Genomic DNA, 25,801 nt, shown 5'->3' on the forward strand with positions numbered 1-25,801 from the left:
CGGGCGCCGGGGGTTGGTGTTGGTGATGAACGAGGCGCTATCCGCTACCCTTCGGCAGCAAATCCGGCGCGGGGACAGGCTTCGTTCTAGTCTTTAAGGGCAGCGTCGATGATCGACTTTGCCGCAGAAAACGCCGCCTCTATACTCATTTCCGAGGTATCGAGCAAGTGCGCATCGTCAGCGGGCTTGAGCGGGCTGTCCGCGCGGCCCATATCGCGCTCGTCGCGACGGCGGATATCTTCGAGGATCGTCCCGTAATCGGCCGCCCCGCCGCCCGCCACGATCTCGTCGTAACGGCGCTTGGCGCGCACCTCGGCGGATGCCGTCACATAGAGCTTCACCGGCGCATCACGGCAGACGACCGTACCGATGTCACGGCCATCGAGCACCGTGCCGGGCTCGCGCGCCGCAAAACCTCGCTGCGCCTCCACCAGCGCCCGGCGCACCGAGGGCATGACCGCAATCTTCGAGGCCGCCTCGCCGATGGCGTGGGCGGAGAGGACCGAGCGGTCGAGCCCGGCGAGATCGAGGCTGCGGGCGACATCGGCCGCGACCGCCTCGTCATCGAGCGGCAGTCCACGATCGAGCAGCGCCTTCGCCGTCGCGCGATAGGTCAGGCCCGTATCGAGATGATGAAAGCCATAGATCTCCGCGATACGCCGCGAGAGCGTTCCCTTGCCGGCAGCAGCGGGACCGTCGATGGCAATGGTGAATGTCATCAGGCAGCCTTGATGTCGGAAAGCTCGATCTTCGCGCCAAGCCCTGCCATCAGATCCATGAACTCGGGGAAGCTGGTCGCAATCATCGTCGCGTCGTCCACCGTGACGGGATGCTCGGAAACGAGGCCCATGACCAGGAAGCTCATGGCGATGCGGTGATCGAGATGGGTGGCGACGGCGGCACCTGCGGCATTGCCGAGGCCCTTGCCATCAGGCCGGCCACGCACAACGAGCGAGGCTTCGCCTTCGTCGCAATCCACGCCGTTCAGCTTCAGGCCCTCGGCAACAGCCGAAAGGCGGTCGCTTTCCTTGACGCGCAACTCGTCAAGACCGTTCATGACCGTCGTGCCTTCCGCGAAGGATGCCGCAACGGCCAGCACCGGGTACTCGTCGATCATCGAAGGCGCGCGGTCTTCCGGCACCGTGACGCCCTTGAGGCGGGATGCGCGGACGCGCAGGTCCGCCACATCCTCACCGCCGGCAAGGCGCGGGTTCAGGACCTCGATATCGGCGCCCATTTCCTGAAGGGTCAGGATGAGGCCGGTGCGGGTGGGGTTCATCAGCACATTAAGAATGGTGATGTCGGAGCCCGGAACGAGCAGCGCCGCCACCAGCGGGAAGGCCGTGGAGGACGGGTCGCCGGGAACGTCGATGATCTGGCCGGTGAGCTTGCCGCGGCCCTCAAGCCGGATCGTACGCACGCCGTCCGCATCCGTCTCGACCGTCAGGTTCGCGCCGAAGCCCTGCAGCATCTTCTCGGTGTGGTCGCGGGTCATGATCGGCTCGATGACCGTGGTGATGCCGGGCGTATTGAGGCCGGCGAGCAGCACGGCGGATTTCACCTGGGCGGACGCCATCGGCACACGGTAGGTGATCGGCGTCGGCGTCTTCGGACCGCGCAGCGTGACGGGAAGGCGATCGCCCTCGGCGGACGTCACCTGCACGCCCATTTCGCGCAGCGGGTTGAGCACGCGGCCCATCGGGCGCTTGGTCAGCGAGGCGTCGCCGATGAAAGTCGAATCGAAATCGTAGACGCCCACAAGGCCCATGGTCAGGCGGCAACCCGTGCCGGCATTGCCGAAATCGAGCGGCGCTTCCGGGGCAAGCAGCGCGCCGTTGCCGACGCCATTGATGATCCAGGTATCGCCGTCCTTGCGGATCTTGGCGCCCATGGCCTGCATGGCCTTGCCCGTATTGATGACGTCCTCGCCTTCCAGAAGGCCGGTGATGCGCGTTTCGCCACTTGCCAGACCGCCGAACATGAAGGAACGGTGGGAAATCGATTTGTCGCCGGGAATGCGGACGGTGCCGGAAAGGCCGGAGGATTTGCGGGCGGTTGCGGGCCGTGCATGGGCGCCGTGCGACATGGGCGTCTTCCTTATATGGTCGGCTCTCCGCCAGGCACTCCGGGGAGATCGCGCGCTTGCTATCACAAACGATTTAAAGCGTCATCATCCCGCCGAAAAACATTCGCTACGAACGCAGGCTTCGATGCACCATCAGTTTCGCTTTGACAGGATAGCGCAAGACGATTAAGGGGACCGGCTAATCATTTTCCCTTTAACGCGCCGGTCCACCCGGCCCCGCCTGAGACAATCGGCACCTGAGAGGCTTTGACAGTGGCAAAACCGGAACTCGGAACCAAACGCATCGACCCGGAAACGGGCAAGAAGTTCTACGACCTGAACCGCGATCCGATCGTGTCGCCTTATACGGGCAAGTCCTATCCGCTTTCCTTCTTCGAGGAAACCTCCGCGGCCGCCGTGATGGAGAAGGATGAGGAAGAAGACGTCAACGAAGTCGATACCGAGAACACGGAAGTCGAACTGGTTTCGCTCGAGGATGCCGATGAAGATGCATCCGGCGGCGACGACATTCCGGATCTCGGCGATGACGACGTTGAAATCGACGGCGATGACGACGACACGTTCCTGGAACAGGACGAAGACGACGATAACGACGACATGAGCGACCTCATCGGCGTCACCGGCGACGAAGACGAAGCGTAACACCCTGATTTTCCGGCCGATTTCAAAAAAATCGGCCGGATATCATTTTTCGGCTTGCCATCCTCCAGCACGGCAAGTAATAAGCCGCACACCGAACGGCAACGCCGCTTCGGTTCCCGGAAACCGGCCTCGCCGGACCCGTTATGGGGCTATAGCTCAGCTGGGAGAGCGCTTGCATGGCATGCAAGAGGTCAGCGGTTCGATCCCGCTTAGCTCCACCAAACCTTCCACAGCACAAACATCTGTGACTTTCCCTTACGGCTGCTCGCGCATGCCGGGTGTGGCTTCGCGCTGATCTGCGTCTTCCAGATCGGTTTTGACCAGGAAGGTGTCGGAGTGCTGGCGGGCGGCTTCGCGAAGCGCTGCGAGGTTGGGCTCGTCGTCTCCCCCGATCTCGCCATTGCCCTGATCGATTTCGTGCTCGGCCTGATACCAGTGATCATCGGGCTTGCCTTCCGGCGCGCCCGCCTGTTGCCATAGTTCGTAGGCGCGCTTGCGGATGCGGTCTTCTCTCGTGTCTTCCATTGGTCTTCTCCCTTGGTTTTGTAACGCGAGAACGGACCGGCGGGCAGGTTGTTCCGCACACCCACGGCCGCTTGCGCGATACTGCCGGCAAGAATAAGCAGATCGGTATGTACGTCCCATGACGTAGATCAGTCTTGCTGGGGAACACCATGAGCTTCACGGAAACGACGACCACGTCCTGGTTCTCCAGACTGAAGGGGGCGCTGGTCAGGATCGTGATCGGCCTGATCCTGCTTGTCGCCTGCATCTGGCTGCTCTTCTGGAACGAAGGGCGCTCGGTGAAGACCTACAGGGCGCTCGTGGAAGGGGCCGGGCTTGTCGTCTCCGTCGATAACGGCCGCGTCGATCCAGCCAATGACGGCAGGCTCGTGCATGTGTCGGGGCCTGTGAAGCCTGTCGGCATCCCCGAAGATAATGTGCTCGGCATTGCGGCGGACGGTGCGGCCGGGCTCGGACGCGTCGTCGAGATGTACCAGTGGGTCGAGACATCGCGGTCGGAGACCCGCAAGCAGCTTGGCGGCGGAGAGGAAACCGTAACCACCTATTCCTACAGCAAGGAATGGAAACGCGACGCAGTCAATTCCAGCAATTTCCGTCAGGCTGGGCACGACAATCCGCAAAAGCCGATCGACGATGCAAGCTTCTTCGTCCCATCGGCAACGATCGGGACCTTCAGCGTCGATGGCCGGGCCGTCGCGCGGCTGGGCGACGAGCGGCCGATCCCGCTGACCGGATCGGAAGCAAACCGCCTGGGCGAGACAGCAGCCCTCGGCAAGCCGGCCTCCGTTGTCGGCGGCCAGGCGATCTTTTCCTACAATCCGCAGAACCCCGAGATCGGCGACATCCGCATTTCCTTCACCCGTTCTGACATCGACAGCGCAAGCTTCGTCGGCGCGCAACGCGGCGCAGGTCTTGTTCCCTATACGACCTCGAACGGCCGGGCGCTTTTCCTGAGCGAGGCCGGCCTCGTGGATGCGCCTGCCATGTTCGACGCAGCCCAGAGCGAGAACACCGTCATCACATGGCTGGTGCGCGCCGGCGGGCTCATCGGCCTGTTCATCGGCTTCGTCTTCATTCTGTCGATCCTCGGGGTCATCGCCGATCTCGTGCCGTTCATCGGCTCGCTCGTCCGCTTCGGCACGACCGCGATCGCGCTGATCTTCACACTTCTGATCGGCCCGACTGTCATTGCCATCGCCTGGATCACCTATCGCCCGCTCATCGCCATTGCGGTTCTGGCCGCCGGCATTGCGCTGGCGACAGGCATCCTTTATCTGCGACGGGGCAAGGCGGCACCCGCCGCCGCACCGGCATGATACCAACAGCGGGGTAAGCGACGCGTGACCTTCTACATTTCGAAGATCTTCTGGCTCGTCGCCCAACCACTTTCACTGGCCTTCTTTCTCATCGTCGCCGGCCTGCTCGCCGGATTGCTGAAGTGGAACCGCATCAGGACGCTTTCAAGCATACTGGCCGCGCTCATCCTGTTCCTCACCCTGTTCACGACGACGGGCGCGGTACTGCTACAGACGCTGGAGGACCGTATCCCTCGCGCCACACTGCCCGAGGGCGGACCGGCCTGCATCATCACGCTCGGCGGCGGCTTCGAGGCTGACGTCACGACTGCGCGCGGCGGTTACGAGATGAACCAGGCCGGGGATCGCTTCGTGGAAACGCTGCGGCTTGCGCGGGAGTTTCCACAGGCGCGCATCCTGATTTCCGGCGGCGACGGCTCGCTAAGTGGTGATTTTGAAGGCGACGCGGTCATCGGCAGCCGCTTTCTCGCAGCCTTCGGCATTCCCGAAACGCGGCTCATCCGCGAGGGCGGATCACGCGATACATTCGAGAATGCGGACTACACGCAGGCGCTGCTTGCGGAAAACGGACTGGAACGCTGCCTTCTCGTGACCTCGGCCTTCCACATTCCGCGCTCGATCGGGCTCTTCCGCAAGCGCGGCCTCGACATGCTGCCGTGGCCGACCGACTTCCGCACGACGGGCAAGGCCAGTCTCGGCCTCGACCTCACCCAGCCCTCGGTCAACAGCCAGCTGATGACAATGGCTGTTCGCGAATGGATCGGCCTGGCCTTCTATTCCATGGCTGGCCGCACGAGCGCTTTCCTGCCGGAGTAATCTACTTCTTGGAGATCGTCTCGAACCGGGCGTTGCGAACGCGGATCGTCATCGTGCAATACTCGCTGTCGTCGCGGCCGCAGCTGGCGGCGTTGGCCTTCAGCTCCAGCACCATGTTTCCGAAGCGCTTCTTCATGTCATAGCCGTAGAGATCGGCAACTGCGGCGAGGAAGAAGCCGCCTTCGGAAACACGGATGTAGAAGTGATGCGGGCAACCGACATTGCCGCACAGGCCGCCCGGCACGCCATCGCAATTGACCGCGCCGAGATTGAAGATCGCATCCACCAGACGGTCATTGTTGAAGTCGATATAGTCGGCGAAATCCTCACCGTAGACCGCCGTCTTGCAGCGCTTGGCGACCTCCGACTGCACCGTCGATAGCGCATCCGGAACGATGTTGGCGGCGCCAGCCGGCATCGCCATCGAAACGAGGGTGGCGGAGAGGAGCGCCAGAAAACTCATGCGGATAGCCATCTCTCAAACCTTTCCATGGCACGCGATTCGGTCATTATGGGCCGCTGACGGCGCGCGGCGTGATTCTGCCGGCGCACTCTACTGCGGCAAAGCTGTCGCGAGGCTTGGCCCGCATATGAGGGGAACACCGTGTCGATCCTGGAACTGCTTGACTACACAGGGGTTGCCGTCTTTGCCGCGACCGGCGCGCTTTCGGCCTCGCGCAAGCAGCTCGACATCATCGGCTTCCTGTTTCTCGCCGCCGCCACGGGCATCGGCGGCGGCACGTTCCGCGATGTCATTCTCGGGGCCACGCCCGTCTTCTGGGTGGTGAACCCGACCTATCTCATCGTCTGCGTCTCGGTCGCGCTCATCGTCTTCGTGCTCGCGCACCGCATCGAGTCCCGGTACCGCCTCCTGCTGTGGCTGGATGCGATGGGCGTGTCGGCCTATTGCGTGATGGGGGCGGCCAAGGGTTTCGCGGCAACCGGTTCGCCTACGGTGGCGATCGCCACGGGGGTGCTGACGGCAAGCTTCGGCGGGATCATCCGCGACCTTCTGGCCGGGGAGCCTTCCGTACTGCTGCGCCCGGAAATCTACGTCACCGCAGCCCTCATCGGTGCGGCGGGCTTCACGGTGGCGACGGTCGCGGGCGCGCCGCTCTGGCTGGCATCGGCCATCGGCATCGGCGCGGCCTTCATCGTGCGCGGCGGCGCACTGAAGTTCGGCTGGCGGTTCCCGGTCTACAAGGCCCGCCCCGGCCGCCATCCCGATGATGTGATGTAAAAATTTCAGCCCTTTCGCGGACGCAGGCGGATAATCACGTCGACATGCGCGATTTCCATGCCTTCCGGCGGCTCGGGCAGGTTGCCGATCTCGATATTGCTTATGGGAATATCGAGGACGTGGTTTTCACCTTCAACGAAAAAGTGATGGTGATCGGAGACGTTGGTATCGAAATAGGTCTTCGAGCTTTCCACCGCCAGCACGCGGATCATGCCCGCTTCGGTGAACTGGTGCAGCGTGTTGTAGACGGTGGCCAGCGAGACCGGAACGCCGGCGGTGACGGCTTCCTCGTGCAGCTCTTCAACCGTCAGGTGGCGGTCGCCCTTGGCGAAAAGCAGGTCGGCAAGGGCCACACGCTGGCGCGTCGGGCGCAGGCCGCAATGGCGCAGGCGCTCTTCGATGGGCATCTCATGTGCATGCGTCATGATCGACGTATCCGCTTGTCTGGCCTTGAACTCTAATCCTGAACTTTCGATATAACTTTTGCTGGAGCGGTATTCAATAGGATTGCGTCCGCTTCAAAGCGCGCAACATGCGGAAAAACCGGGCTCCCACCCGCCGTTCTGTACTTTGCACTGGCTGTCATGGCGAGCATCATGTATGCGGACAGCGGAAAGAACGTCTCGCCCGGACAGGGCGCGGCGAGAAGACGAGGAGATTCGGTGCGCTTCAATCCGCGCCCTGCCTCCACCAAATCTATGCGAACCAAGCGTCGCTCAAGACCGGGGATGAGACATTCGATGACGACCAGGCAATCCAGCTACAACTACGAGGAAATTCTGGCCTGCGGCCGCGGCGAGCTTTTCGGCCCCGGCAACGCGCAGCTTCCTCTGCCGCCTATGCTGATGGTCCACCGCATCACCGATATTTCCGAAACCGGCGGCGCCTTCGACAAGGGCTATATCCGCGCCGAGTACGATGTGAAGCCGGACGACTGGTACTTCCCCTGTCACTTCCAGGGCAACCCGATCATGCCGGGCTGCCTTGGCCTCGACGGTATGTGGCAGCTGACCGGCTTTTTCCTCGGCTGGCTCGGTGAGCCCGGCCGCGGCATGGCGCTGTCCACCGGCGAAGTGAAGTTCAAGGGCATGGTTCGTCCCGACACGAAGCTTCTCGAATACGGCATCGACTTCAAGCGCGTGATGCGCGGCCGCCTCGTGCTCGGCACGGCGGACGGCTGGCTGAAGGCCGATGGCGAAACCATCTATCAGGCGAGCGATCTTCGCGTCGGCCTGTCGAAGGACAAGGAAGCTTAAGGGCGGCGCCAGCCACCGGCAGCCTGAGGGCGGCATTCGCCCTCACCATGAGATGTTCTAGAAAAGGTCAGGAAAATGAGACGGGTAGTTGTCACGGGCTTGGGGATTGTATCCTCGATCGGGAACAATGCTGATGAGGTGACGGCGTCGCTGCGCGACGCGCGTTCGGGCATCAGCTTCTCGCAGGATTTCGCCGACCATGGCTTCAAGTGCCAGGTCTGGGGTTCGCCGGATATCGACACCACGGAACTCGTCGATCGCCGTGCCGCCCGCTTCCTGTCCCAGGGCGGCGCGTGGAACCATGTCGCGATGAAGCAGGCGATTGCCGATGCCGGCCTGGAAGAGGCCGACTATGCCGCCAATCCGCGCGCCGGCATCATCATGGGTTCGGGTGGTCCGTCCACCCGCACGCTGATCGAAGCCGCTGAGATCACGCTCAAGAACAACTCGCCCAAGCGCATCGGCCCCTTTGCCGTGCCGAAGGCTATGTCGTCCACGGCATCCGCCACGCTCGCCACCTGGTTCAAGATCCACGGTGTCAACTACTCGATCTCGTCGGCCTGCTCGACCTCAGCGCATTGCATCGGCAATGCCGCCGAGATGATCCAGTGGGGCAAGCAGGACCTCATGTTCGCCGGCGGCCACGAAGATCTCGACTGGACGATGTCGAATCTGTTCGACGCCATGGGCGCCATGTCTTCCAAATACAACGACACGCCTGCCACGGCATCGCGCGCCTATGACGCGACCCGTGACGGCTTCGTCATCGCCGGCGGTGCCGGCGTTCTGGTTCTCGAGGAACTGGAACATGCCAAGGCGCGCGGCGCGAAGATCTATGCCGAGATCACCGGCTATGGCGCCACGTCCGACGGCTACGACATGGTCGCCCCGTCGGGTGAAGGTGCTGTGCGCTGCATGCGCCAGGCACTCGCCACCGTGAAGGGGGATGTCGACTACATCAATACGCACGGCACCTCGACGCCCGTTGGCGATTCCAAGGAGATCGGCGCGATCCGTGAAGTCTTCGGCGACAAGATTCCGCACATCCAGTCGACCAAGTCGCTGACCGGTCACTCGCTCGGCGCCGCCGGCGTGCAGGAATCGATCTACGGCCTCCTTATGATGCAGGCCGGCTTCATCGGCGAAAGCGCGCATATCACCGAGCTTGATCCTGAATTCGATGGCGTTCCGATCGTGCGCAAGCGCATCGACAATGCGAAGATCGATACGGTTCTTTCCAATTCCTTCGGTTTCGGCGGCACGAACGCCACGCTGGTCTTCCAGCGCCACAACGGATGACAGGCATGACGGGGATCATGAACGGCAAGCGCGGCCTCATCATGGGGGTCGCGAACAATCACTCCATCGCATGGGGCATCGCACAGAAGCTCGCCCAACAAGGCGCGGAACTCGCCTTCACATATCAGGGTGAGGCGCTCGGCAAGCGCGTGAAGCCACTGGCCGCCGAGCTGGGCTCCGATTTCGTCATTCCCTGCGATGTCGAGGACATCGCATCGGTCGACTCCACGATCGAGGCCATCAAGGAAAAGTGGGGCAAGCTCGACTTCGTGGTGCACGCCATCGGCTTTTCCGACAAGAACGAGCTAAAGGGCCTCTATGCGAACACCACGCGCGAAAACTTCTCGCGCACGATGGTGATCTCCTGCTTCTCCTTCACCGAAATCGCCAAGCGTGCGGCCGGCCTCATGACGGACGGCGGCTCGATGCTGACGCTGACCTATGGCGGCTCCACCCGCGTCATGCCGAACTACAACGTCATGGGCGTTGCAAAGGCGGCGCTTGAGGCCTCCGTGCGCTATCTCGCCGGCGACTATGGTCCGCAGGGTATTCGCGTCAACGCGATCTCGGCCGGCCCGATCCGTACCCTGGCGGGTGCCGGTATCTCGGACGCGCGCGCCATGCTCTCCTGGCAGCAGAAGAACGCTCCCTTGCGCCGCACCGTCACCATCGAGGATGTCGGCAATTCGGCGCTTTACCTTCTCTCTGACCTGTCGAGCGGCGTGACCGGCGAAATCCACTATGTGGATTCCGGCTACAATATCACCTCCATGCCAACGCTGGAGCGTCTGGCCAAGGCCGACAGCGAGTAACGAAAACGGCGCGAAGCTTCACACTTCGCGCCGTTTCTCTTTGATCGATCAGAGCACTAAGAGGGCACTTACGAGAAGGATCATCGCGACCAGGATGCCAAGCAGCATCATGCGCACGCGGCTGTTCATTTCGATCGGCTTGCCATCTGCCCCTCGCCTCAAGAAAGCGAGCGGCGATTCGGAAGGCGGCGTATGCCCCTCCCCCTGCTTCACGTCCTTGGCGATGACTTCCGCTACATCTTCCATCATCGGCGGTCTTGTAGGTCCAAAAGCCATTGCGGGTCTCCTGAACGGGTGCGGTTCCATCATGGTGGACCCGTTTCAGGAAAATGGCAATCGGCTGCGGCAATCAGCGCCAGCGGAAGCTGACGCCGGTCAACCCCTGGATCTCAGCGCCGGCCGAAGAGGACCTTGAAGCGGGCGTTGCGGCACACTTCGCCGCTTTCCTTGAACGCTTCCTTGAGCACCGGCTCGTAGGGCAGGCCGCGATTGGCGACCATCAGCAGGCGGCCGCCGATCTTCAAGGACTTTGCAGCCATTCGGATCATGCCAGCACCAAGCGAGTGGTCTGCGGCATGACCTTCGTGGAAGGGCGGGTTCATGACGATGAGGTCGTAGTGATCGCGCGGCGTTTCGGCCGTCAGGTCGAACCAGTAGAAGCGCGCGGGAACGTTCGGGCAGTTCTCCACCATGTTCTCTTTGGCCGCTTCCAGCGCCTCGTAATGCGCCTCGAAAAGGTCGACGCCCTTCGCCTGCGGCGCGCGATCGCCGAGCATGACGGAGAGGTAACCCCAGCCGGCGCCGAAATCGGCGGCATGGCCGTTGAAGTCTTCGGGAATGCGGCTCGCAAGCAGCTCGGAACCGTCGTCGATGCGGTCATGCGAGAACATGCCGGGCGCCGCAGTGAAGCGGCCGTCGACGCGCACCGGCTTGGCCGCCAGCTTGGCAATGGCCTCCGCCGGATCTTCCGGACGGGCAAACCAGATGGCGAGGCCATGGTACTTCGGCATGGAATCGCCGGTCAGGCCGAGCTGGTCGAGACGCTTGCGCATGGACTGCACGCCGTCTTCCTTGCTGCCCGCCACCACGATCAGGCCGCCCGTGCGAACGCGCCGAAGGGCTTCTGCAATGCGGTTCTCGTTTTCACCCTTGTGCTTGTTCATGAGGATGAACGCGCCGTCGAAATCCTCACCATCGATGATCGCCTTCACCGGCTGACGCACGGCCTCAAGGCCGCGATAGAGCGAGCGCAGCGGCTGCACGGCGTCCAGCGTCGCGGGGAAGCCTTCCGGCGGGCGCTGGCCGGCTTCCGCGCCGAGGAAGAGGTAGCGTTCGCCCTCGCCGGGCATGCCGAGCGTGCCGGAGGCAAAGGGATGGAACAGGGTCTTCAGGGCATCGCGGGTCATGGTCGGCTCACAGGGTGGGGTTTCAGACGTTCAAAAGAAAGGGCGCGGAACATGCCGCTCCGCGCCCCTTCCAAAAGGTAGAGGGTCCGATTACTCGGCGGCTTCGCCGTCGGCCTTTTTCTCGGCAACGATTTCCTTGCCTGTTGCCTGGTCGACGACCTTCATCGAAAGGCGAACCTTGCCGCGCTCATCGAAGCCCATCAGCTTGACCCAGACCTTGTCGCCTTCCTTGACGACGTCGGAGGTCTTGGCGACACGCTCGGAAGCGAGCTGCGAGATGTGCACGAGGCCATCGCGCGGGCCAAAGAAGTTGACGAAGGCGCCGAAGTCGGCGGTCTTGACGACCGTGCCTTCGTAGATCATGCCGACTTCCGGTTCAGCGACGATCGAGTGGATCCACTTGCGGGCCGCTTCGATCTCCTTGCCGGAGGACGATGCGATCTTGATCGTGCCGTCGTCTTCGATGTTGATCTTGGCGCCGGTCTTTTCGACGATTTCGCGGATGACCTTGCCGCCCGTGCCGATGACTTCACGGATCTTGTCGACCGGGATGTTCATGACTTCGATGCGCGGTGCGAATTCGCCGAGCTGCGAGCGACCTTCGGAGATGGCATTGGCCATTTCGCCGAGGATGTGCTTGCGGCCGCCCTGGGCCTGGCTGAGCGCGACCTTCATGATCTCTTCGGTGATACCGGCGATCTTGATGTCCATCTGCAGCGAGGTAATGCCGTCGGCGGTGCCGGCGACCTTGAAGTCCATGTCACCGAGGTGGTCTTCGTCGCCGAGAATGTCGGAGAGAACCGCGAAACGGTCACCTTCGAGGATCAGGCCCATGGCGATACCGGCAACGGGCTTGGCCAGCGGAACACCGGCGTCCATGAGAGCGAGCGAGGTACCGCAGACGGTGGCCATCGAGGACGAGCCGTTCGACTCGGTGATCTCGGAAACGACGCGCAGCGTGTAGGGGAACTGTTCCGCCGTCGGCAGCATCGGGCGGATAGCGCGCCATGCGAGCTTGCCATGGCCGATTTCGCGGCGGCCCGGGGAGCCCATGCGGCCCGTTTCACCGACCGAGTAGGGCGGGAAGTTGTAATGCAGCAGGAAGCGTTCCTTGTACATGCCCGTCAGGCTGTCGACATACTGCTCGTCTTCGCCGGTGCCGAGCGTGGCAACGACCACGGCCTGGGTTTCACCGCGGGTGAAGAGAGCCGAGCCGTGCGTGCGCGGCAGGATGCCGACTTCCGAGACGATGGCGCGAACGGTTTCGAGATCGCGGCCGTCGATACGGCTCTTGGTGTCGAGGATGTTCCAGCGAACGATCTTCGCCTGAAGGTGCTTGAAGACGGAGCCGATGACTTCGGCGGAGTACTTCGGCTCGACGCCCTCGGGCAGGAAGTGTGCCTTCACCTTGGCCTTGACGGCGTCGACGGCGGCGTAACGGTCAGCCTTCTGCGTGATCTTGTAGGCGGCGCGCAGCTCGGTTTCCGCGATGCCGAGCATTTCGGCTTCGAGCTCGGAATAGTCTTCCGGCTGGAAGTCGCGCGGTTCCTTGGCAGCCACTTCGGCGAGCTTGATGATCGCGTCGATGACCGGCTGGAAGCCCTTGTGGCCGAACATGACGGCGCCGAGCATGACGTCTTCGTTCAGTTCCTTGGCTTCGGATTCCACCATCAGGACGGCGTCCTGCGTGCCGGCGACGACGAGATCGAGAACCGACTCGTCCATCTCGTCGAGATGCGGGTTCAGGACGTATTCGCCGTTGATGTAGCCGACGCGCGCTGCACCGACCGGGCCCATGAAGGGAACGCCGGAGATCGTGAGCGCTGCGGAAGCGGCAACCATCGACAGAACGTCGGGATCGTTTTCGAGGTCATGCTGGACGACGGTGACGACGACCTGCGTGTCGTTCTTGTAGCCTTCCGGGAAGAGCGGGCGGATAGGACGGTCGATCAGGCGGGAAACCAGCGTTTCCTTTTCCGAAGGACGGCCTTCGCGCTTGAAGTAGCCACCCGGGATCTTGCCGGCGGCGTAGGTTTTTTCCTGGTAGTTGACGGTGAGCGGGAAGAAATCCTGACCCGGCTTTGGCGCCTTGGCCGAAACGACAGTGGCGAGAACCACGGTCTCGCCGTAGGTGGCAAGAACCGCACCGTCAGCCTGGCGGGCGATCTTGCCGGTTTCCAGCTTGAGCGGACGGCCCGCCCATTCGATTTCAACCGTATGGGTATCGAACATGTCTTGTCCTTCGTAAGGCGGATACGCGCACCGCCGCCCGAAAAGGCGCAGGTGGTCTATCCGCTTCATGACGCATCATGGGCAAGACAACGGGAGGCTTCTTTTCTGGCTGTTGCAATTCCGGACGGAAGACCGTTCTGGAATTGCTCCTCAGGGAAGCATCCTGCAATCCTGCCCCATGACAGGTCATCGGTTGGTTCCGCAGGTCCGGCCCATCCGGCCTGCTGGATAATTCCATTTCGCGAGGCGGCCTCAACCGGCACTGGCGAAACGGTACGGCGGAATTTTCGTCCGCGAAAGAGTGCGGCGGGCGCTCGTGAGAACGCCCGCCGAAATTGCTTAGCGGCGAATGCCCAGAGCAGCAATCAGCTTGCTGTAACGGGATTCGTCCTTCTTCTTGAGGTAGTCAAGAAGCGAGCGGCGGCTGGACACCATCGTCAGAAGGCCACGACGGGAGTGGTTGTCCTTCTTGTGACCCTTGAAGTGTTCCGTCAGGTTGTTGATGCGCTCGGTCAGGATCGCAACCTGGACTTCCGGCGAACCGGTGTCGCCTTCGACCGTTGCGTATTCCTTGATCAGCGCAGCCTTGCGCTCAGCAGTGATCGACATCGTATGTCCTTTCATGAATGGAGAACCAGAAGTCGCCAAAAGCCGGGATGTCGTCCAGCGATGGCCGTGAAGGCAAGGGGCAAGAGCCCACATTGCTGGCGGTGCCTATAAACCATTCGCTTGTGAAAGGGAAGGCCCGTTCTACCGCTGCGTCGCCGGCAGGCCGGGCGCAGCCTTCACTGCGTCGCTCGTTGCCGGGCAAACAACATAGGCTGCAAAGATCCATCCGAGCTGCCGGCCCCGCACCGAAACCAGCAACCAGTGTTTCGTACCGAGCCTGCGCTCGTCCAGAACGGCAACGCCGGTGCCGTTTTGAAGCGTCGTGAGAACCTGGCCGTTCGGCTCGGCGCGCACGTTGAGCGGCGTGCCCGTGGGATCATCAACCAAGCACTCTCCGGCAAGCGCCGGCGAGACGATAAAGAGGCCGGCAAGAGCCGCCGCACGCAGAAGAAACCTCATAGCATAGCCCCAAGCATGAGAAGGAGCCCCACTTCTATCATGAATTGTGGCGCGCGTTATGTGCTTCTTCATCGCGCAGCCGCAGGAGCGGGATGGTGACGCGCCATTCTATGCCGTCATCATGCACGATGAAGTCCAGCTTGGCATCGAGCGCCATGCCGAGCATGCGTTCCAGCACAACGCTGCCGAAGCCCTTTCGGCTGCCGGCGATGGCCTCGCGGTCGATCGACGCCTTGCTTTCGCGCCACACGAGATTGAGATCCTCGCCCTTCGCCACCCAACTCAGCGAGACGATACCCTTCTCGTTTGCGAGCGCCCCGTATTTCGTCGCATTGGTGGAAAGCTCGTGCAGCGCCATTCCCAGCGTCTGCGAGGCCTGCGGATCGAGCAGAACGGCTGGGCCTTTGATGAGAACGCGCGATGCATCGTCGGGCGTGAACGGCTTCAACTGGTTTTTCGCAAGCTCCATCAGGTTGATGCCGTCAGAGGCATTGGCGATCATCAGATCGGTCGAGCGTGCGAGGCCCGCCACGCGCTTGCGGAAGGTTTCGGCGAAATCGGCGGCGTTCTCGGCACCGGCCGCCGACTGGTTCAGCATGGCCTGGATGACGGTAAGCTGGTTCTTGGAGCGGTGCGCGACCTCCCGCATGAGGAAACGCACCTCGTTTTCGGACTTCACCCGTGCGTCCGCCGCCTCGGCGAGCGCGCGCGAGACCGTCTCAAGCTCGGTTATCGCATAGGGCCTTGGAGCGACGCGCTCGCCATGGCCAAGCCTGCGGGCATCATGCGCAAGCAGCCGCACGTCGCGCGACAGCACCCGCGCGATACCGACGGCGCCGATCGCGGCCAGAAGCGCAAAGACCACGCCGCCGATGACCAGCCAGCGGAACGAGGAAACAGCCGGCGCCTGCACGTCGGAGGACTTCGCCCAGGCGATCATCCGCCATCCCGCCAGCGACGAGAACTCGGTAACGACCTGATAATTCGTGCCGTCCTGCCGCATCGTGCTGACACCGAGGCGCAGCGACGGCACCACGCGCAGGAAAAATTCCGTGCCGGTCTTCTGTTTATCGTCGGTCGACGCGATCACCCTGCCCGTGCTGTCGATTACCGCGGCATTCCAGCCAGGCGACAGAACATCCGGGTTGACTGCACGGCGTAACGCATCCGCGTTCTTCGTCAGTGTCAGGAGCACCTGCCGGCCGTTTGAAAGCTGCATGGGCTGATAGACGTTGAACACCCACTGCTGCGCCGTCCTGCCGAAGAAGATATCCGAGACCATGCGTTCGCCACGTTGCAGCGCAAGGCCCGCCGAAGTCGGGTCGGACGCCGTGCCAAGGGCCGTGCCATATGGCACGCGCGTATTGAGCAGTTGTCTCATCGACGGATCGATGACCAGAAAATAGATATCCGTGCCTTCGAGCGTCTTGGTGGCCTGCGCATGCAGCGCGGCAAAGTCGCCCTGCACCAGGCTTTCCGATGTGGACAGGAAGTTCAGCGTGGAGAACATGCCGGAGATTTCGCGCTCGACGGCGCGGTTCACGGCACTCGTGGAGGTGCGCAGCAGCGATTCGAAAATCCGCTCCTGCGCTTCGTTGGTGCGCTTCAGCACCACAATGGAAAACAGGAAGGCAGGCACGATCAGGACGAGGATCATGCACACGAGATAGAAGACGACCGGATAGTGCATGCGCCTGCGTTCGACGGCAGGTTTTGCCTCCGCGTCTCCGGCAGAGACTGATCTGTCAGTCGGCGCAATCGTCAACGGCCAGCCCTTTTCACCCTTCCCTCAGGAGCGATAGCGGCGGAAAAACCGCCACCCCGCCCCGGAGTGAACCTTGCAGGCCCATAAAGCCCATTGCTTGTGGTGAAATCAAGTCGGGGGCGGTTGGTTCCGCCCCCGATCATCAACCTTGGAAGACTCGCTTCGGGCGGAACTCGCCGCCGCCGATCTCTCCGATAGCGACCAGCTTGCCGCGCGCCGTCGCATAGGCCTCGTCCGCTGAAACCGGCGCATCACGACCGCGAAGGATGATGGGATTGCCCATGCGCAGGCGATGGGCCTGGTCATCGTTTATGACGATCTGCGGCAGGCTGGAGAGCGCCTCGCCCGTATCGATCAGGAACGCATCCAGTGCCGCGAGGCGTTCGGCCTCGTCCTCGATCTTTTCCAGTGCGACCAGATCGGCGAGCGGAACCATGTCGTCCTCGCCGAAGGGCGCGACGAAAGTGCGGCGCAGCGCCGAGATATGACCGTAACAGCCGAGCTGGCGGCCGAAGTCGCGGGCGAGCGCACGAACATAGGTTCCCTTGCCGCACTCTACTTCGAAGCGGGCGGTATCCTCGTCCGAAGCGATCAGCGTCAGGCGGTGGATTTCCACCTCGCGTGACGGGATTTCCACTGTCTCGCCTTCACGGGCGAGGTCATAGGCACGCTCGCCGTCGATCTTGATGGCGGAAAACTGCGGCGGGATCTGCTGGATGGTGCCGGTGTACTCGCCGAGGATCGCCTTGATCTCTTCGGCCGTCGGACGCTTGTCCGAACTCTGCGTCACCTCGCCTTCGAGGTCATCCGTGGTCCGCTCTTCACCCCAGGTCACCGTGAATTCGTAGATCTTGCGGCCATCCATGACATAGGGAACGGTCTTGGTGGCATCGCCAAGCGCGATCGGCAGCATGCCGGAGGCGAGCGGATCTAGCGTGCCGGCGTGACCGGCCTTCTGGGCCTTGAGAAGCCACTTGATCTTGGCGACGGCTTCGGTCGAACCGAAATCGAAAGGCTTGTCGAGAATAAGCCAGCCGGAAACCGGCCGGCCCTTGGGTTTGCGGGGCTTGGACATTTTTATCCTGGGTTACTTGTCGTCGTCGCCGCTATCGGCGGAAAGGTCGCGCGCCACTTCGGGCGAGCGCAGGAGCTCATCGATCTTCTTGTAATTGTCGAAGCTCGTATCGTCGCGGAAGCGGACGTCCGGCATGTATTTCATCTGACGCAGCTGCGGACCGAGACGGCCACGAATGAACTTCGCATTGCGGTTGAGCGCTTCGATGACCGTGTCGTGATCCTTGACGCCCAGCGGCGTGACATAGGCCGTCGCATGCTTCAGGTCCGGCGACATGCGGACTTCGGAAATCGAGATCACCGTCTTTTCGAGCAGTGGATCGCGCACTTCGCCGCGCTGGAGAACCTGGGTCAGGGCCGCGCGCACCTGCTCGCCGACGCGCAGCATGCGTTGCGACGGTGCGGAGGTAGTTGCTCTTGCCATGGTCGTTACCTTCAAAAAAATACGAGCGCCGAAACGGTCCGGCGCTCGCACGATATTGGGATCGCCGGACGCTTACAGCGTGCGGGTGATGTGCTCCACGCGGAAGCACTCGATCGTGTCGCCCGCGCGGATGTCCTCGTAGTTCTCGAAGGCCATACCGCATTCCTGGCCCATCGGCACTTCGGCGACTTCGTCCTTGAAGCGCTTGAGGGTCTTGAGCTTGCCTTCGTGGATGACGACGTTGTCGCGCACCAGACGGACGCCCGCGCCACGCTCGACCTTGCCTTCGATGACGCGGCAACCGGCGACCTTGCCGACCTTCGTGATGTTGAACACCTCGAGGATTTCGGCATTGCCGAGGAAGGTTTCGCGGCGCTCCGGCGAGAGCAGGCCCGACATGGCCGCCTTAACATCATCCACCAGATCGTAAATGATGTTGTAGTAGCGGATTTCGAGACCGGCGCGCTCGGCGGCGGTACGAGCCTGTGCGTTGGCGCGAACGTTGAAGCCGATGATGGCTGCGTTCGAGGCTTCGGCAAGCGAGATATCGGACTCCGTGATACCACCGGCACCGGAATGAACGATGCGGGCGCGGACTTCGTCTGTACCGAGCTTGTCAAGCGCGCCTGCAATGGCTTCGATCGAGCCCTGCACGTCGCCCTTGATGAGCAGCGGGAACTCCTTGAGGCCGGTGTTCTGCAGCTGGCTCATCATCTGCTCGAGCGAGCCGCGCGAACCGGCCTGGCGTGCTACCTGCTTTTCGCGGGCGAGGCGCTGACGGTATTCCGAGATCTCGCGGGCACGGCTTTCGTTCTCGACGACGGCGAACTTGTCGCCGGCAGCCGGCGTGCCGGAAAGACCGAGTACTTCCACCGGCATGGACGGACCGGCTTCCTTGACGTGCTCACCCTTATCGTTGACGAGCGCACGCACGCGGCCCCACTGATCGCCTGCAACCAGAATCTGGCCGGGCTTCAGGGTACCGGTCTGCACCAGCACGGTGGCAACGGCACCGCGGCCGCGGTCGAGCTGCGCTTCGACGACGACACCTTCTGCGGTGCGGTTCGGGTTTGCCTTCAGGTCGAGGATTTCGGCCTGCAGCAGGACGGCTTCGAGCAGCTTATCGAGGTTGAGGCGGTTCTTGGCCGACACTTCCACGTCGAGCGTTTCACCGCCCATGGATTCGACGAAGACTTCGTGCTGGAGGAGCTGGTTGCGCACCTTCTGCGGGTCGGCTTCGTGCTTGTCGATCTTGTTGATCGCCACGATGATCGGCACACCGGCCGCCTTTGCGTGGTTGATGGACTCGATCGTCTGCGGCATCACGCTGTCGTCGGCAGCGACCACGAGGATCGCGATATCCGTCGCCTGCGCGCCACGGGCACGCATGGCGGTGAACGCGGCGTGGCCGGGGGTGTCGATGAAGGTGATCTTGTGACCGTTGTGCTCGACCTGATAGGCGCCGATATGCTGCGTGATGCCGCCAGCTTCGCCGGCGACCGTGTTGGCCTGGCGAATGGCATCGAGCAGCGAGGTCTTGCCGTGGTCGACGTGGCCCATGATGGTCACGATCGGCGGGCGGGTTTCCATATCGCCGGCATCGTCGGTGACGTTGAAGATGCCTTCTTCAACGTCTGATTCCGAAACGCGCTTGACGGTATGGCCGAATTCGCCCGCGATGATTTCTGCCAGGTCGGCGTCGATCAGATCGCCGGGCTTCATCATCTGGCCTTCCTTCATCAGGTACTTGATGACGTCGACGGCGCGTTCGGACATGCGCTGCGACAGTTCCTGAATGGTGATGGTTTCCGGCAGAATGACCTCGCGCATGACCTTCTCGCGGGTTTCCTGCATCTGGCTGCGCTTGAACTTCTCCTGTCGGCGACGCATCGCCGACAGCGAGCGGCCGCGCTGCGAGCCGTCCTCGTCCGTCGAGGCGGTGGTCAGGGTCAGCTTGCCCTGGCGGCGGCCATCGTCGGTCTTCGGACGGGCCGGAGCCTTGGCCGGCTCGGGACGCTTGACGGCGCCACGGTTGGCGGGAACGCCGCCACGTGGACGCTTGTCGTCATCTTCTTCGGCATCGCGCCGGCCACGGCCGGGAACGGCCGCAGGTGCAGCAACGGGCGTGCGGCCCGGCTGCGGACGCGTGTCAACGCCGGCAGGAGCGGCAGCGGCGCGTGCGACCGGCTGCGGTTCGACAGCTTGCGGTGCCGGCGCGGGTGCGGCGGCCTCGGTGGCGCGGCGCTCGGCCTCTTCCTTCTCGCGCTGGATGCGGGCTTCTTCCTCAGCCTTGCGGCGGGCTTCTTCCTCGACCTTGCGGCGAGCCTCATCCTCGGCGCGCTGGCGCGCTTCGGCGGCATCGCGGATCTGGGCTTCGGCAAGTGCGCGGCGGCGGGCTTCGACCTCATCGGGCGAAAGCTGGTTCAGCACGACGCCAACGCGCGGCCGGCTCTGCTCGGCCGAACGCGAAGGCTGCTGATGGACCGGCCGCGACTGCTGCGGCGCGGGGCGCGTCTGCTGCGGCTCGGGCTGGCGCTGCACAGGCGTGACAGGCGCCGATGCCTGGCGGTCTTCGCCCGGGCGGCTGAAATGGCGCTTGGTGCGGGTCTCGACCACGACGGCCTTCGTGCGGCCACGACCCATGTCCTGGCGCACGGTTCCCTGCTGAACCCCCGAGGGCTTCAGGCTCAGGGTCTTCTTGCCAGCCACACTGATCGTCTTGTCGTCTTCGTTGTCGGTCATTCCGTTCCGTTCCTAAGATCAGGGCCGGATGCGTATCACCAGACCCCGTCGTTCAATTGTGTTCACCCAATGCGAATTCGGCCGGCCGGATGCCGGTAACCGCGTCATTGGTTTGTCTGGCCAGCGCCACCTTTTGCCATCATCAGGCTGTCGCCCCGATATTTTTCGAGCATGATTGCGCGCTTCACTACACCCTCACCCGCCTGCCCTGCAAGCGCTGCGGCATGGATAAACGCATTCTGGCCCAAAACCCCCTCCAATTCGCTCTCTGAGAAGAGCTTGAAGGAGGGAATTTCCGTTTCGTCATCGGTGAGGAAGCTTGCCGCCTTCCTCGCCTGGTCAATCTTTCGCACCCCGTCCGCCGCCGCATCCGTGGCATGGAAGACGGCTAAAGCCGCCAAAGCCCGAACCGCCTGATCGACCTTGGAAGAGCCCGTGATGAACTGGCCGGCCTTGCGCGCCATGTTCATCATGCCGCCGAGTTGGGCCGCAATCAGCCTGTCCACCTCGGCGCCGAGTTCCGGTGCTGCCTTCGCCTCCGCCTTCAGCGCACGCCCGAAAAGCTTTCTGGCGACCGCCTTGTCGACGATCGCCCGTTCCGCCTTTACCCAGCATCCGCGTCCGGGAAGTTGACGCTTGAGATCCGGGACGACGCTGCCGTCCGGGCCCAGGACAAAGCGGATCAGATCATCCGCCTCGCCCTTTTCGCGCGTCACGATGCACATGCGGTCGTTCACGCCGTCCTCGTCTTTCCTGCCCATATAGGTTTCCGCTCTTGTCAACGCAAACCGCTATGCAAAATCAGCGGGCGGCATGCCAACATCGAGAACGCCGATCAGGCGTCCTCTTCACCGCCTTCGACGACTTCCTCTTCCTCGACGGCGAGGTCCTCCTGCGTGATCCAGCCGGCCGCAAGGCGCGCCTGAACGATCATCGCTTCGGCCTCGGCGCGGGAAACCTCGAACTTCGAGAACAGGCCCTCGAACTTCTTCGTCTCACCGTCCTTGCGCTCGGACCAGCCGACCAGGTCGTCTGCAGCGCAGCCGGCGAAGTCTTCCATCGTCTTGATGCCGTCTTCGCCCAGCGCAACGAGCATCTGGCTCGTCATGCCGTCGATCTGGCGCAGGTCGTCGGAAACGCCGAGTTCCTTGCGCTTGGCGTCCATCTCGGCCTCGAGGCGGTCGAGATGCTCGCGGGCGCGGGTCTGGAGCTCCTGGGCAGTGTCTTCATCGAAACCGTCGATCGAGGCGATTTCGTCGAGATCGACGTAAGCCAGTTCCTCGACGGCGGCAAAGCCTTCGGAGGCCAGAACCTGGCCGACCATTTCATCCACGTCGAGCGCGTCCATGAAGAGGTTGGTGCGCTCGTTGAATTCCTTCTGGCGACGCTCGGACTCTTCGGCTTCCGTCAGGATGTCGATGTCCCAGCCGGTCAGCTGCGAGGCAAGACGAACGTTCTGGCCGCGGCGACCGATGGCAAGCGACAGCTGCTCGTCGGGAACGACGACTTCGATGCGCTCGGCATCCTCATCGAGAACGACCTTGGCGACTTCCGCCGGCTGAAGGGCGTTGACGATGAAGGAAGCCGGATCCTGGCTCCACGGAATGATATCGATCTTTTCGCCCTGCAACTCGCCGACGACGGCCTGGACGCGCGAACCGCGCATACCGACGCAGGCGCCGACCGGATCGATCGACGAATCGTTGGAGATGACGGCGATCTTGGCGCGCGAACCGGGGTCGCGGGCAACCGACTTGATCTGGATGATGCCGTCGTAAATTTCCGGCACTTCCATGGTGAAGAGCTTCACCATGAACTGCGGATGGGTACGCGACAGGAAGATCTGCGGGCCGCGCTGCTCGCGGCGCACGTCGTAAACGAAGGCGCGGACACGGTCGCCGTAGCGCATGTTTTCGCGCGGGATCATCTCGTCGCGGCGGATGATGCCTTCGCCACGGCCGAGATCGACGATGACGTTGCCGTATTCGACGCGCTTGACCGTGCCGTTGACGATCTCGCCGATGCGATCCTTGTATTCGTCGAACTGGCGGTCACGCTCGGCTTCGCGCACCTTCTGCACGATGACCTGCTTGGCAGACTGCGCCGCGATACGGCCGAAGTCCATCGGCGGCAGCGGATCGGCGATGAAATCGCCGAGCTTGGCGTCGGGGTTGCGGTCGCGGGCCAGTTCCAGCGGGATCTGGGTCGAGTAGTCCTCGGCGTGCTCGACGACCTCAAGCAGACGCTGGAGGCGGATTTCGCCAGTCTTGGAATTGATATCGGCGCGGATATTGGATTCCGTGCCGTAACGCGAGCGGGCTGCCTTCTGGATGGCGTCGGCCATCGCGGCAAGCACGATCTCGCGGTCGATGACCTTTTCACGGGCCACGGCATCCGCGATCTGCAGAAGCTCAAGCCGGTTCGCACTGACTGCCATTGTCTCAGGTCTCCATGGTCGGGCCGGGGCTTGTGCCTCCGACCTATCTAGAGCGGAACACCGCTCCGGTTGCGTCCTCTCCGCCCCGCCTATCGGCCGGAGCGCACTCACACATTATTCTTCGTCGCCGCCGTCTTCGTCGTTCTGGTTGGCGGCCTGCGCGGCCTTGGCCTTCTTGTCGGCGGCCAGCGCATCGCGGATCAACTCGTCGGTCAGGATCAGCCGGCCTTCGGCAAGCGCCGTGAAGGGAATGACGACCGTCGGCGCGTCGCCTGCGGCGGGCTGGTCACGGTCCAGCGTGAAGCCATCCTCGTCTGCGGCCACAATCGTGCCGCGGAAACGCTTTCGGCCATCGACCAGGATCGAAGTCTCGCATTTCAGCAGTTGCCCGGTCCAGCGCTTGAAGTCCGACTTGCGGACCATCGGCCGGTCGATGCCGGGCGACGATACCTCAAGATGATACGCCTTATCGATCGGGTCCTCAACATCGAGCACCGGCGAGACCGCCATGGAGACCTGCTCACAGTCCTCGACTGTCATCGTGCCGTCCGGCCGCTCGCACATGATCTGCAAGGTCGCGCCGTTCTGCGCCGACAGGCGCACGCGCACCAGCTGGTAGCCGATCTGCTCGATGGTCGGCTCGATGATCTCGGCAACGCGGCGATCGAGGCCGGTTTCGACGATCAGCCGTGGCTCGATGGCCACATTTTCCGTCTGGGTCGTGTCGGACATGGCGTGCCCTCCCGGGATGGTCGTTATCATGCGCCTGATCGGGGCAATAAAAAAGAGCGGGTCCTCGCGGGCCCACTCTTCATCTGACGATCAAGAATTTGAGGTGGATATAGACCGGCTTCGTCACAAATGCAAGGTGGACGATGGGCAAGCCCTGTGGGCGAGCTATTTCCGGCCATCGACTTGCCGCTTTCGTCGCATGGACTAGATTGCTAGCCAACGCTGCGTCGAGAATGAGTGCCCCACCGTGCCGGACCGGAAATCCCCCCTCGCCCCTTTCCGAAATGAGACGTTTCGCGTGATCTGGGCAGCGAGCCTGATTTCGAACTTCGGCGGGCTCATCCAGTCGGTCGGCGCGGCCTGGATGATGGCCTCCATCTCCTCTTCCGCCAACATGGTCGCGCTGGTGCAGGCCTCCACCTCGCTGCCGATCATGCTGTTCTCCGTCGCCGCCGGCGCGCTGGCCGACAATTTCGACCGGCGCAAGCTGATGCTGACGGCGCAGGCGTTCATGCTGGCCGTCTCCATCATGCTGACGGTCTTCGCCTGGCAGGGGCTGATCACGCCCTGGCTGCTCTTGACCTTCACCTTTCTCATTGGCTGCGGCACGGCCCTGAACAACCCGGCCTGGCAGGCATCCGTCGGCGACATGGTGCCGCGCGAGGACCTGCCGGCCGCCGTATCGCTCAACAGCATGGGCTTCAACCTGACCCGCAGCGTCGGCCCTGCCATCGGCGGCGCCATCGTCGCGGCGGCGGGCGCGGCGGCGGCCTTTGCCGTCAATGCCTGCAGCTATTTCGCCCTTCTCTTCGCGCTGTTCAGGTGGAAGCCCGCCGTATCGCCACGCACCCTGCCGCGCGAGGATTTCGGGCGGGCCGTCTCGGCGGGCCTGCGCTATGTCTCGATGTCGCCGAATATCGGCAAGGTTCTGCTGCGCGGCTTCACCTTCGGCCTTGCCACCAGCTCCATCCTGTCGCTCCTGCCGCTTATCGCCCGTGACCTCGTCAAGGGCGGACCGCTGACATTCGGCATCCTGCTCGGCTGTTTCGGGCTTGGCGCCATCGCGGGTGCCCTCATGAACGCGCGCCTGCGGGAACGCTTTGCGAGCGAAACCATCGCCCGCATGGCCTTTGCAGGCTTTGCCATCAGCGCATCCGTCTGTGCCGTCAGCGGCTCCGCGCTACTGACGGGCGCTGTCCTGCTTCTGTCCGGCGCGTCATGGGTCTTGGCGCTTTCGCTGTTCAACACCACGGTTCAGCTTTCGACGCCACGCTGGGTCGTGGCGCGTGCGCTTTCGCTCTACCAGACAACGACCTTCGGCGGCATCGCGGCCGGCAGCTGGATCTGGGGCACCACCGCCGACACCCATGGCGCGGAAGCGGCCCTGCTCGCCTCGGCCGTCGCGATGATCGCCGGCGCGGCGATCGGCCTGCGTTTTGCGCTGCCTGAACTGCAAAGCCTCAATGTCGATCCACTGAACCGCTTCAGCGAGCCGGATCTGCCGCTCGATCTGAAACCACGCAGCGGACCCATCGTCATCCTCATCGACTACGAGATCGCCGAGGAAGACATTCCGCAGTTCCTGGAGGCGATGACCGAGCGGCGGCGCATCCGCATTCGCGACGGGGCCGGGCAATGGGCGCTGATGCGCGACCTTGAGAACCCGACGATCTGGACGGAGACCTACCACGTTCCGACCTGGGTGGAATATGTGCGCCACAACCAGCGCCGCACCCATGCCGATGCCGCCAATGGCGAGCGGTTACGCCAGCTGCATCGCGGCGCGGAGGACCCACGCGTCCACCGCATGATCGAGCGCCAGACGATCATTCCGCACGAATACGAGCGCTTCAAGCAGAATGTCGAGATGCATTGAGGCTGGAGGTTCTTCTCGCATTATCCGACGCCGAAGCGATTTCGCTTCGGCTG

Annotated in this window: 25 protein-coding genes and 1 tRNA gene; 9 read left to right on the plus strand and 17 right to left on the minus strand. The window is 63.0% G+C overall.

The annotated features are described in order from the left end of the window. Window positions 1-86 precede the first annotated feature (86 nt). Together cmk and aroA are read right to left on the minus strand one after the other, a co-directional pair. A complete protein-coding gene (cmk, locus tag MNR02_RS14425) occupies window positions 87-719 on the minus strand; it encodes a (d)CMP kinase (RefSeq protein ID WP_241947265.1) in 633 nt (210 codons plus the stop codon). After that, window positions 719-2,086, minus strand: coding sequence for a 3-phosphoshikimate 1-carboxyvinyltransferase (gene aroA / locus MNR02_RS14430; protein WP_241947266.1), 1,368 nt, complete (start codon window positions 2,084-2,086; stop codon window positions 719-721). The genes cmk and aroA overlap by 1 nt, the downstream gene beginning before the upstream one ends. A 252-nt stretch (window positions 2,087-2,338) precedes the next feature. Between aroA and MNR02_RS14435 the strand changes: the two genes are divergently transcribed. Next, on the plus strand, window positions 2,339-2,728 hold the full coding sequence (locus tag MNR02_RS14435; RefSeq protein ID WP_134649645.1) for a TIGR02300 family protein: 390 nt from the start codon (window positions 2,339-2,341) through the stop codon (window positions 2,726-2,728). A 145-nt stretch (window positions 2,729-2,873) separates the two neighbouring features. Beyond that, window positions 2,874-2,949 (plus strand) — tRNA-Ala (locus MNR02_RS14440). A gap of 34 nt (window positions 2,950-2,983) precedes the next feature. On the opposite strand, the gene MNR02_RS14445 is transcribed toward MNR02_RS14440, so the two are convergent. After that, the gene (locus tag MNR02_RS14445) at window positions 2,984-3,253 is read right to left on the minus strand and encodes a DUF2934 domain-containing protein (protein WP_370879935.1); all 270 of its coding nucleotides are present in this window, start codon (window positions 3,251-3,253) and stop codon (window positions 2,984-2,986) included. 149 nt (window positions 3,254-3,402) lie between these two features. Between MNR02_RS14445 and MNR02_RS14450 the strand changes: the two genes are divergently transcribed. Beyond that, on the plus strand, window positions 3,403-4,569 hold the full coding sequence (locus MNR02_RS14450; protein ID WP_241947267.1) for a TMEM43 family protein: 1,167 nt from the start codon (window positions 3,403-3,405) through the stop codon (window positions 4,567-4,569). Between the two features lie 24 nt (window positions 4,570-4,593). Beyond that, complete coding sequence (locus MNR02_RS14455; RefSeq protein WP_241947268.1) at window positions 4,594-5,385, plus strand: YdcF family protein; 792 nt, start codon at window positions 4,594-4,596, stop codon at window positions 5,383-5,385. 1 nt (window position 5,386) lies between these two features. Here MNR02_RS14455 and MNR02_RS14460 read toward each other — a convergent pair whose 3' ends face one another. Further along, entirely contained in the window at window positions 5,387-5,860 is a 474-nt protein-coding gene (locus MNR02_RS14460) for a hypothetical protein (RefSeq protein ID WP_241947269.1), read from the minus strand. A gap of 129 nt (window positions 5,861-5,989) precedes the next feature. Here MNR02_RS14460 and MNR02_RS14465 point away from each other — a divergent pair, with 129 nt between their 5' ends. Beyond that, window positions 5,990-6,625 carry a trimeric intracellular cation channel family protein gene (locus MNR02_RS14465; protein WP_241600309.1) on the plus strand — a complete coding sequence of 212 codons (636 nt, stop codon included), beginning with the start codon at window positions 5,990-5,992 and terminating at the stop codon, window positions 6,623-6,625. Window positions 6,626-6,630: 5 nt separating this feature from the next. Here the strand turns inward: MNR02_RS14465 and irrA are convergent, their stop codons facing one another. Then, the gene (gene irrA / locus MNR02_RS14470; protein ID WP_241600307.1) at window positions 6,631-7,050 is read right to left on the minus strand and encodes an iron response transcriptional regulator IrrA; all 420 of its coding nucleotides are present in this window, start codon (window positions 7,048-7,050) and stop codon (window positions 6,631-6,633) included. Window positions 7,051-7,365: 315 nt separating this feature from the next. On the opposite strand from irrA, the gene fabA reads away from it, so the two are divergent. From fabA to fabI, 3 genes are all read left to right on the plus strand, one after another. Beyond that, a complete protein-coding gene (fabA, locus tag MNR02_RS14475) occupies window positions 7,366-7,881 on the plus strand; it encodes a 3-hydroxyacyl-[acyl-carrier-protein] dehydratase FabA (protein ID WP_203317511.1) in 516 nt (171 codons plus the stop codon). A 75-nt stretch (window positions 7,882-7,956) separates the two neighbouring features. Next, the gene (fabB, locus tag MNR02_RS14480; RefSeq protein WP_241600305.1) at window positions 7,957-9,180 is read left to right on the plus strand and encodes a beta-ketoacyl-ACP synthase I; all 1,224 of its coding nucleotides are present in this window, start codon (window positions 7,957-7,959) and stop codon (window positions 9,178-9,180) included. A 5-nt stretch (window positions 9,181-9,185) separates the two neighbouring features. Next, entirely contained in the window at window positions 9,186-9,992 is an 807-nt protein-coding gene (gene fabI / locus MNR02_RS14485) for an enoyl-ACP reductase FabI (RefSeq protein ID WP_241600303.1), read from the plus strand. A 48-nt stretch (window positions 9,993-10,040) separates the two neighbouring features. Here the strand turns inward: fabI and MNR02_RS14490 are convergent, their stop codons facing one another. From MNR02_RS14490 to rimP, 12 genes are all read right to left on the minus strand, one after another. Then, complete coding sequence (locus MNR02_RS14490) at window positions 10,041-10,268, minus strand: hypothetical protein (RefSeq protein ID WP_241600301.1); 228 nt, start codon at window positions 10,266-10,268, stop codon at window positions 10,041-10,043. Window positions 10,269-10,381: 113 nt separating this feature from the next. After that, the gene (locus MNR02_RS14495; protein WP_241947270.1) at window positions 10,382-11,398 is read right to left on the minus strand and encodes a class I SAM-dependent methyltransferase; all 1,017 of its coding nucleotides are present in this window, start codon (window positions 11,396-11,398) and stop codon (window positions 10,382-10,384) included. 90 nt (window positions 11,399-11,488) lie between these two features. Beyond that, the gene (pnp, locus tag MNR02_RS14500; protein ID WP_241600298.1) at window positions 11,489-13,630 is read right to left on the minus strand and encodes a polyribonucleotide nucleotidyltransferase; all 2,142 of its coding nucleotides are present in this window, start codon (window positions 13,628-13,630) and stop codon (window positions 11,489-11,491) included. Between the two features lie 339 nt (window positions 13,631-13,969). Further along, on the minus strand, window positions 13,970-14,239 hold the full coding sequence (rpsO, locus tag MNR02_RS14505) for a 30S ribosomal protein S15 (protein WP_134649621.1): 270 nt from the start codon (window positions 14,237-14,239) through the stop codon (window positions 13,970-13,972). A gap of 141 nt (window positions 14,240-14,380) precedes the next feature. After that, window positions 14,381-14,698 (minus strand): SH3 domain-containing protein, encoded by a 318-nt coding sequence (locus MNR02_RS14510; protein ID WP_241947271.1) that lies wholly within the window; start codon window positions 14,696-14,698, stop codon window positions 14,381-14,383. Between the two features lie 37 nt (window positions 14,699-14,735). Next, window positions 14,736-16,388 carry a sensor histidine kinase gene (locus MNR02_RS14515; protein WP_241600294.1) on the minus strand — a complete coding sequence of 551 codons (1,653 nt, stop codon included), beginning with the start codon at window positions 16,386-16,388 and terminating at the stop codon, window positions 14,736-14,738. Window positions 16,389-16,605: 217 nt separating this feature from the next. After that, window positions 16,606-17,538 carry a tRNA pseudouridine(55) synthase TruB gene (truB, locus tag MNR02_RS14520; RefSeq protein WP_241600291.1) on the minus strand — a complete coding sequence of 311 codons (933 nt, stop codon included), beginning with the start codon at window positions 17,536-17,538 and terminating at the stop codon, window positions 16,606-16,608. A gap of 12 nt (window positions 17,539-17,550) precedes the next feature. Continuing rightward, complete coding sequence (gene rbfA, locus MNR02_RS14525; RefSeq protein ID WP_241600289.1) at window positions 17,551-17,961, minus strand: 30S ribosome-binding factor RbfA; 411 nt, start codon at window positions 17,959-17,961, stop codon at window positions 17,551-17,553. Window positions 17,962-18,033: 72 nt separating this feature from the next. Next, on the minus strand, window positions 18,034-20,703 hold the full coding sequence (gene infB / locus MNR02_RS14530; RefSeq protein WP_241947272.1) for a translation initiation factor IF-2: 2,670 nt from the start codon (window positions 20,701-20,703) through the stop codon (window positions 18,034-18,036). A gap of 104 nt (window positions 20,704-20,807) precedes the next feature. Next, window positions 20,808-21,464: an RNA-binding protein gene (locus tag MNR02_RS14535; protein WP_241600285.1), complete on the minus strand. Its 657-nt coding sequence runs from the start codon at window positions 21,462-21,464 to the stop codon at window positions 20,808-20,810. Window positions 21,465-21,538: 74 nt separating this feature from the next. Further along, window positions 21,539-23,140, minus strand: a complete 1,602-nt coding sequence (gene nusA, locus MNR02_RS14540) for a transcription termination factor NusA (RefSeq protein ID WP_241600283.1) — start codon at window positions 23,138-23,140, stop codon at window positions 21,539-21,541. Window positions 23,141-23,254: 114 nt separating this feature from the next. Then, window positions 23,255-23,872: a ribosome maturation factor RimP gene (rimP, locus tag MNR02_RS14545; protein ID WP_241947273.1), complete on the minus strand. Its 618-nt coding sequence runs from the start codon at window positions 23,870-23,872 to the stop codon at window positions 23,255-23,257. Window positions 23,873-24,119: 247 nt separating this feature from the next. Here rimP and MNR02_RS14550 point away from each other — a divergent pair, with 247 nt between their 5' ends. Beyond that, complete coding sequence (locus MNR02_RS14550) at window positions 24,120-25,748, plus strand: MFS transporter (RefSeq protein WP_241947274.1); 1,629 nt, start codon at window positions 24,120-24,122, stop codon at window positions 25,746-25,748. Window positions 25,749-25,801: the final 53 nt, after the last annotated feature.

Origin of the sequence: Shinella sp. H4-D48, assembly GCF_022637395.1 — a bacterium.
In the GTDB taxonomy this organism is placed as follows: Bacteria; Pseudomonadota; Alphaproteobacteria; order Rhizobiales; family Rhizobiaceae; genus Shinella; species Shinella sedimenti.

Excerpts from the sequence above, each read along its gene's own strand:
- rimP (WP_241947273.1), bottom strand. The coding sequence starts at position 23,872 with ATGTCCGACACGACCCAGACGGAAAATGTGGCCATCGAGCCACGGCTG.
- MNR02_RS14460 (WP_241947269.1), bottom strand. The coding sequence starts at position 5,860 with ATGGCTATCCGCATGAGTTTTCTGGCGCTCCTCTCCGCCACCCTCGTT.
- truB (WP_241600291.1), bottom strand. The coding sequence starts at position 17,538 with ATGTCCAAGCCCCGCAAACCCAAGGGCCGGCCGGTTTCCGGCTGGCTT.
- fabI (WP_241600303.1), top strand. The coding sequence starts at position 9,186 with ATGACGGGGATCATGAACGGCAAGCGCGGCCTCATCATGGGGGTCGCG.
- rbfA (WP_241600289.1), bottom strand. The coding sequence starts at position 17,961 with ATGGCAAGAGCAACTACCTCCGCACCGTCGCAACGCATGCTGCGCGTC.
- rpsO (WP_134649621.1), bottom strand. The coding sequence starts at position 14,239 with ATGTCGATCACTGCTGAGCGCAAGGCTGCGCTGATCAAGGAATACGCA.
- MNR02_RS14535 (WP_241600285.1), bottom strand. The coding sequence starts at position 21,464 with ATGGGCAGGAAAGACGAGGACGGCGTGAACGACCGCATGTGCATCGTG.
- MNR02_RS14445 (WP_370879935.1), bottom strand. The coding sequence starts at position 3,253 with ATGGAAGACACGAGAGAAGACCGCATCCGCAAGCGCGCCTACGAACTA.
- cmk (WP_241947265.1), bottom strand. The coding sequence starts at position 719 with ATGACATTCACCATTGCCATCGACGGTCCCGCTGCTGCCGGCAAGGGA.
- MNR02_RS14515 (WP_241600294.1), bottom strand. The coding sequence starts at position 16,388 with ATGCACTATCCGGTCGTCTTCTATCTCGTGTGCATGATCCTCGTCCTG.
- nusA (WP_241600283.1), bottom strand. The coding sequence starts at position 23,140 with ATGGCAGTCAGTGCGAACCGGCTTGAGCTTCTGCAGATCGCGGATGCC.
- irrA (WP_241600307.1), bottom strand. The coding sequence starts at position 7,050 with ATGACGCATGCACATGAGATGCCCATCGAAGAGCGCCTGCGCCATTGC.
- MNR02_RS14510 (WP_241947271.1), bottom strand. The coding sequence starts at position 14,698 with ATGAGGTTTCTTCTGCGTGCGGCGGCTCTTGCCGGCCTCTTTATCGTC.
- aroA (WP_241947266.1), bottom strand. The coding sequence starts at position 2,086 with ATGTCGCACGGCGCCCATGCACGGCCCGCAACCGCCCGCAAATCCTCC.
- MNR02_RS14490 (WP_241600301.1), bottom strand. The coding sequence starts at position 10,268 with ATGGCTTTTGGACCTACAAGACCGCCGATGATGGAAGATGTAGCGGAA.
- fabB (WP_241600305.1), top strand. The coding sequence starts at position 7,957 with ATGAGACGGGTAGTTGTCACGGGCTTGGGGATTGTATCCTCGATCGGG.
- fabA (WP_203317511.1), top strand. The coding sequence starts at position 7,366 with ATGACGACCAGGCAATCCAGCTACAACTACGAGGAAATTCTGGCCTGC.
- MNR02_RS14495 (WP_241947270.1), bottom strand. The coding sequence starts at position 11,398 with ATGACCCGCGATGCCCTGAAGACCCTGTTCCATCCCTTTGCCTCCGGC.
- infB (WP_241947272.1), bottom strand. The coding sequence starts at position 20,703 with ATGACCGACAACGAAGACGACAAGACGATCAGTGTGGCTGGCAAGAAG.
- MNR02_RS14450 (WP_241947267.1), top strand. The coding sequence starts at position 3,403 with ATGAGCTTCACGGAAACGACGACCACGTCCTGGTTCTCCAGACTGAAG.
- pnp (WP_241600298.1), bottom strand. The coding sequence starts at position 13,630 with ATGTTCGATACCCATACGGTTGAAATCGAATGGGCGGGCCGTCCGCTC.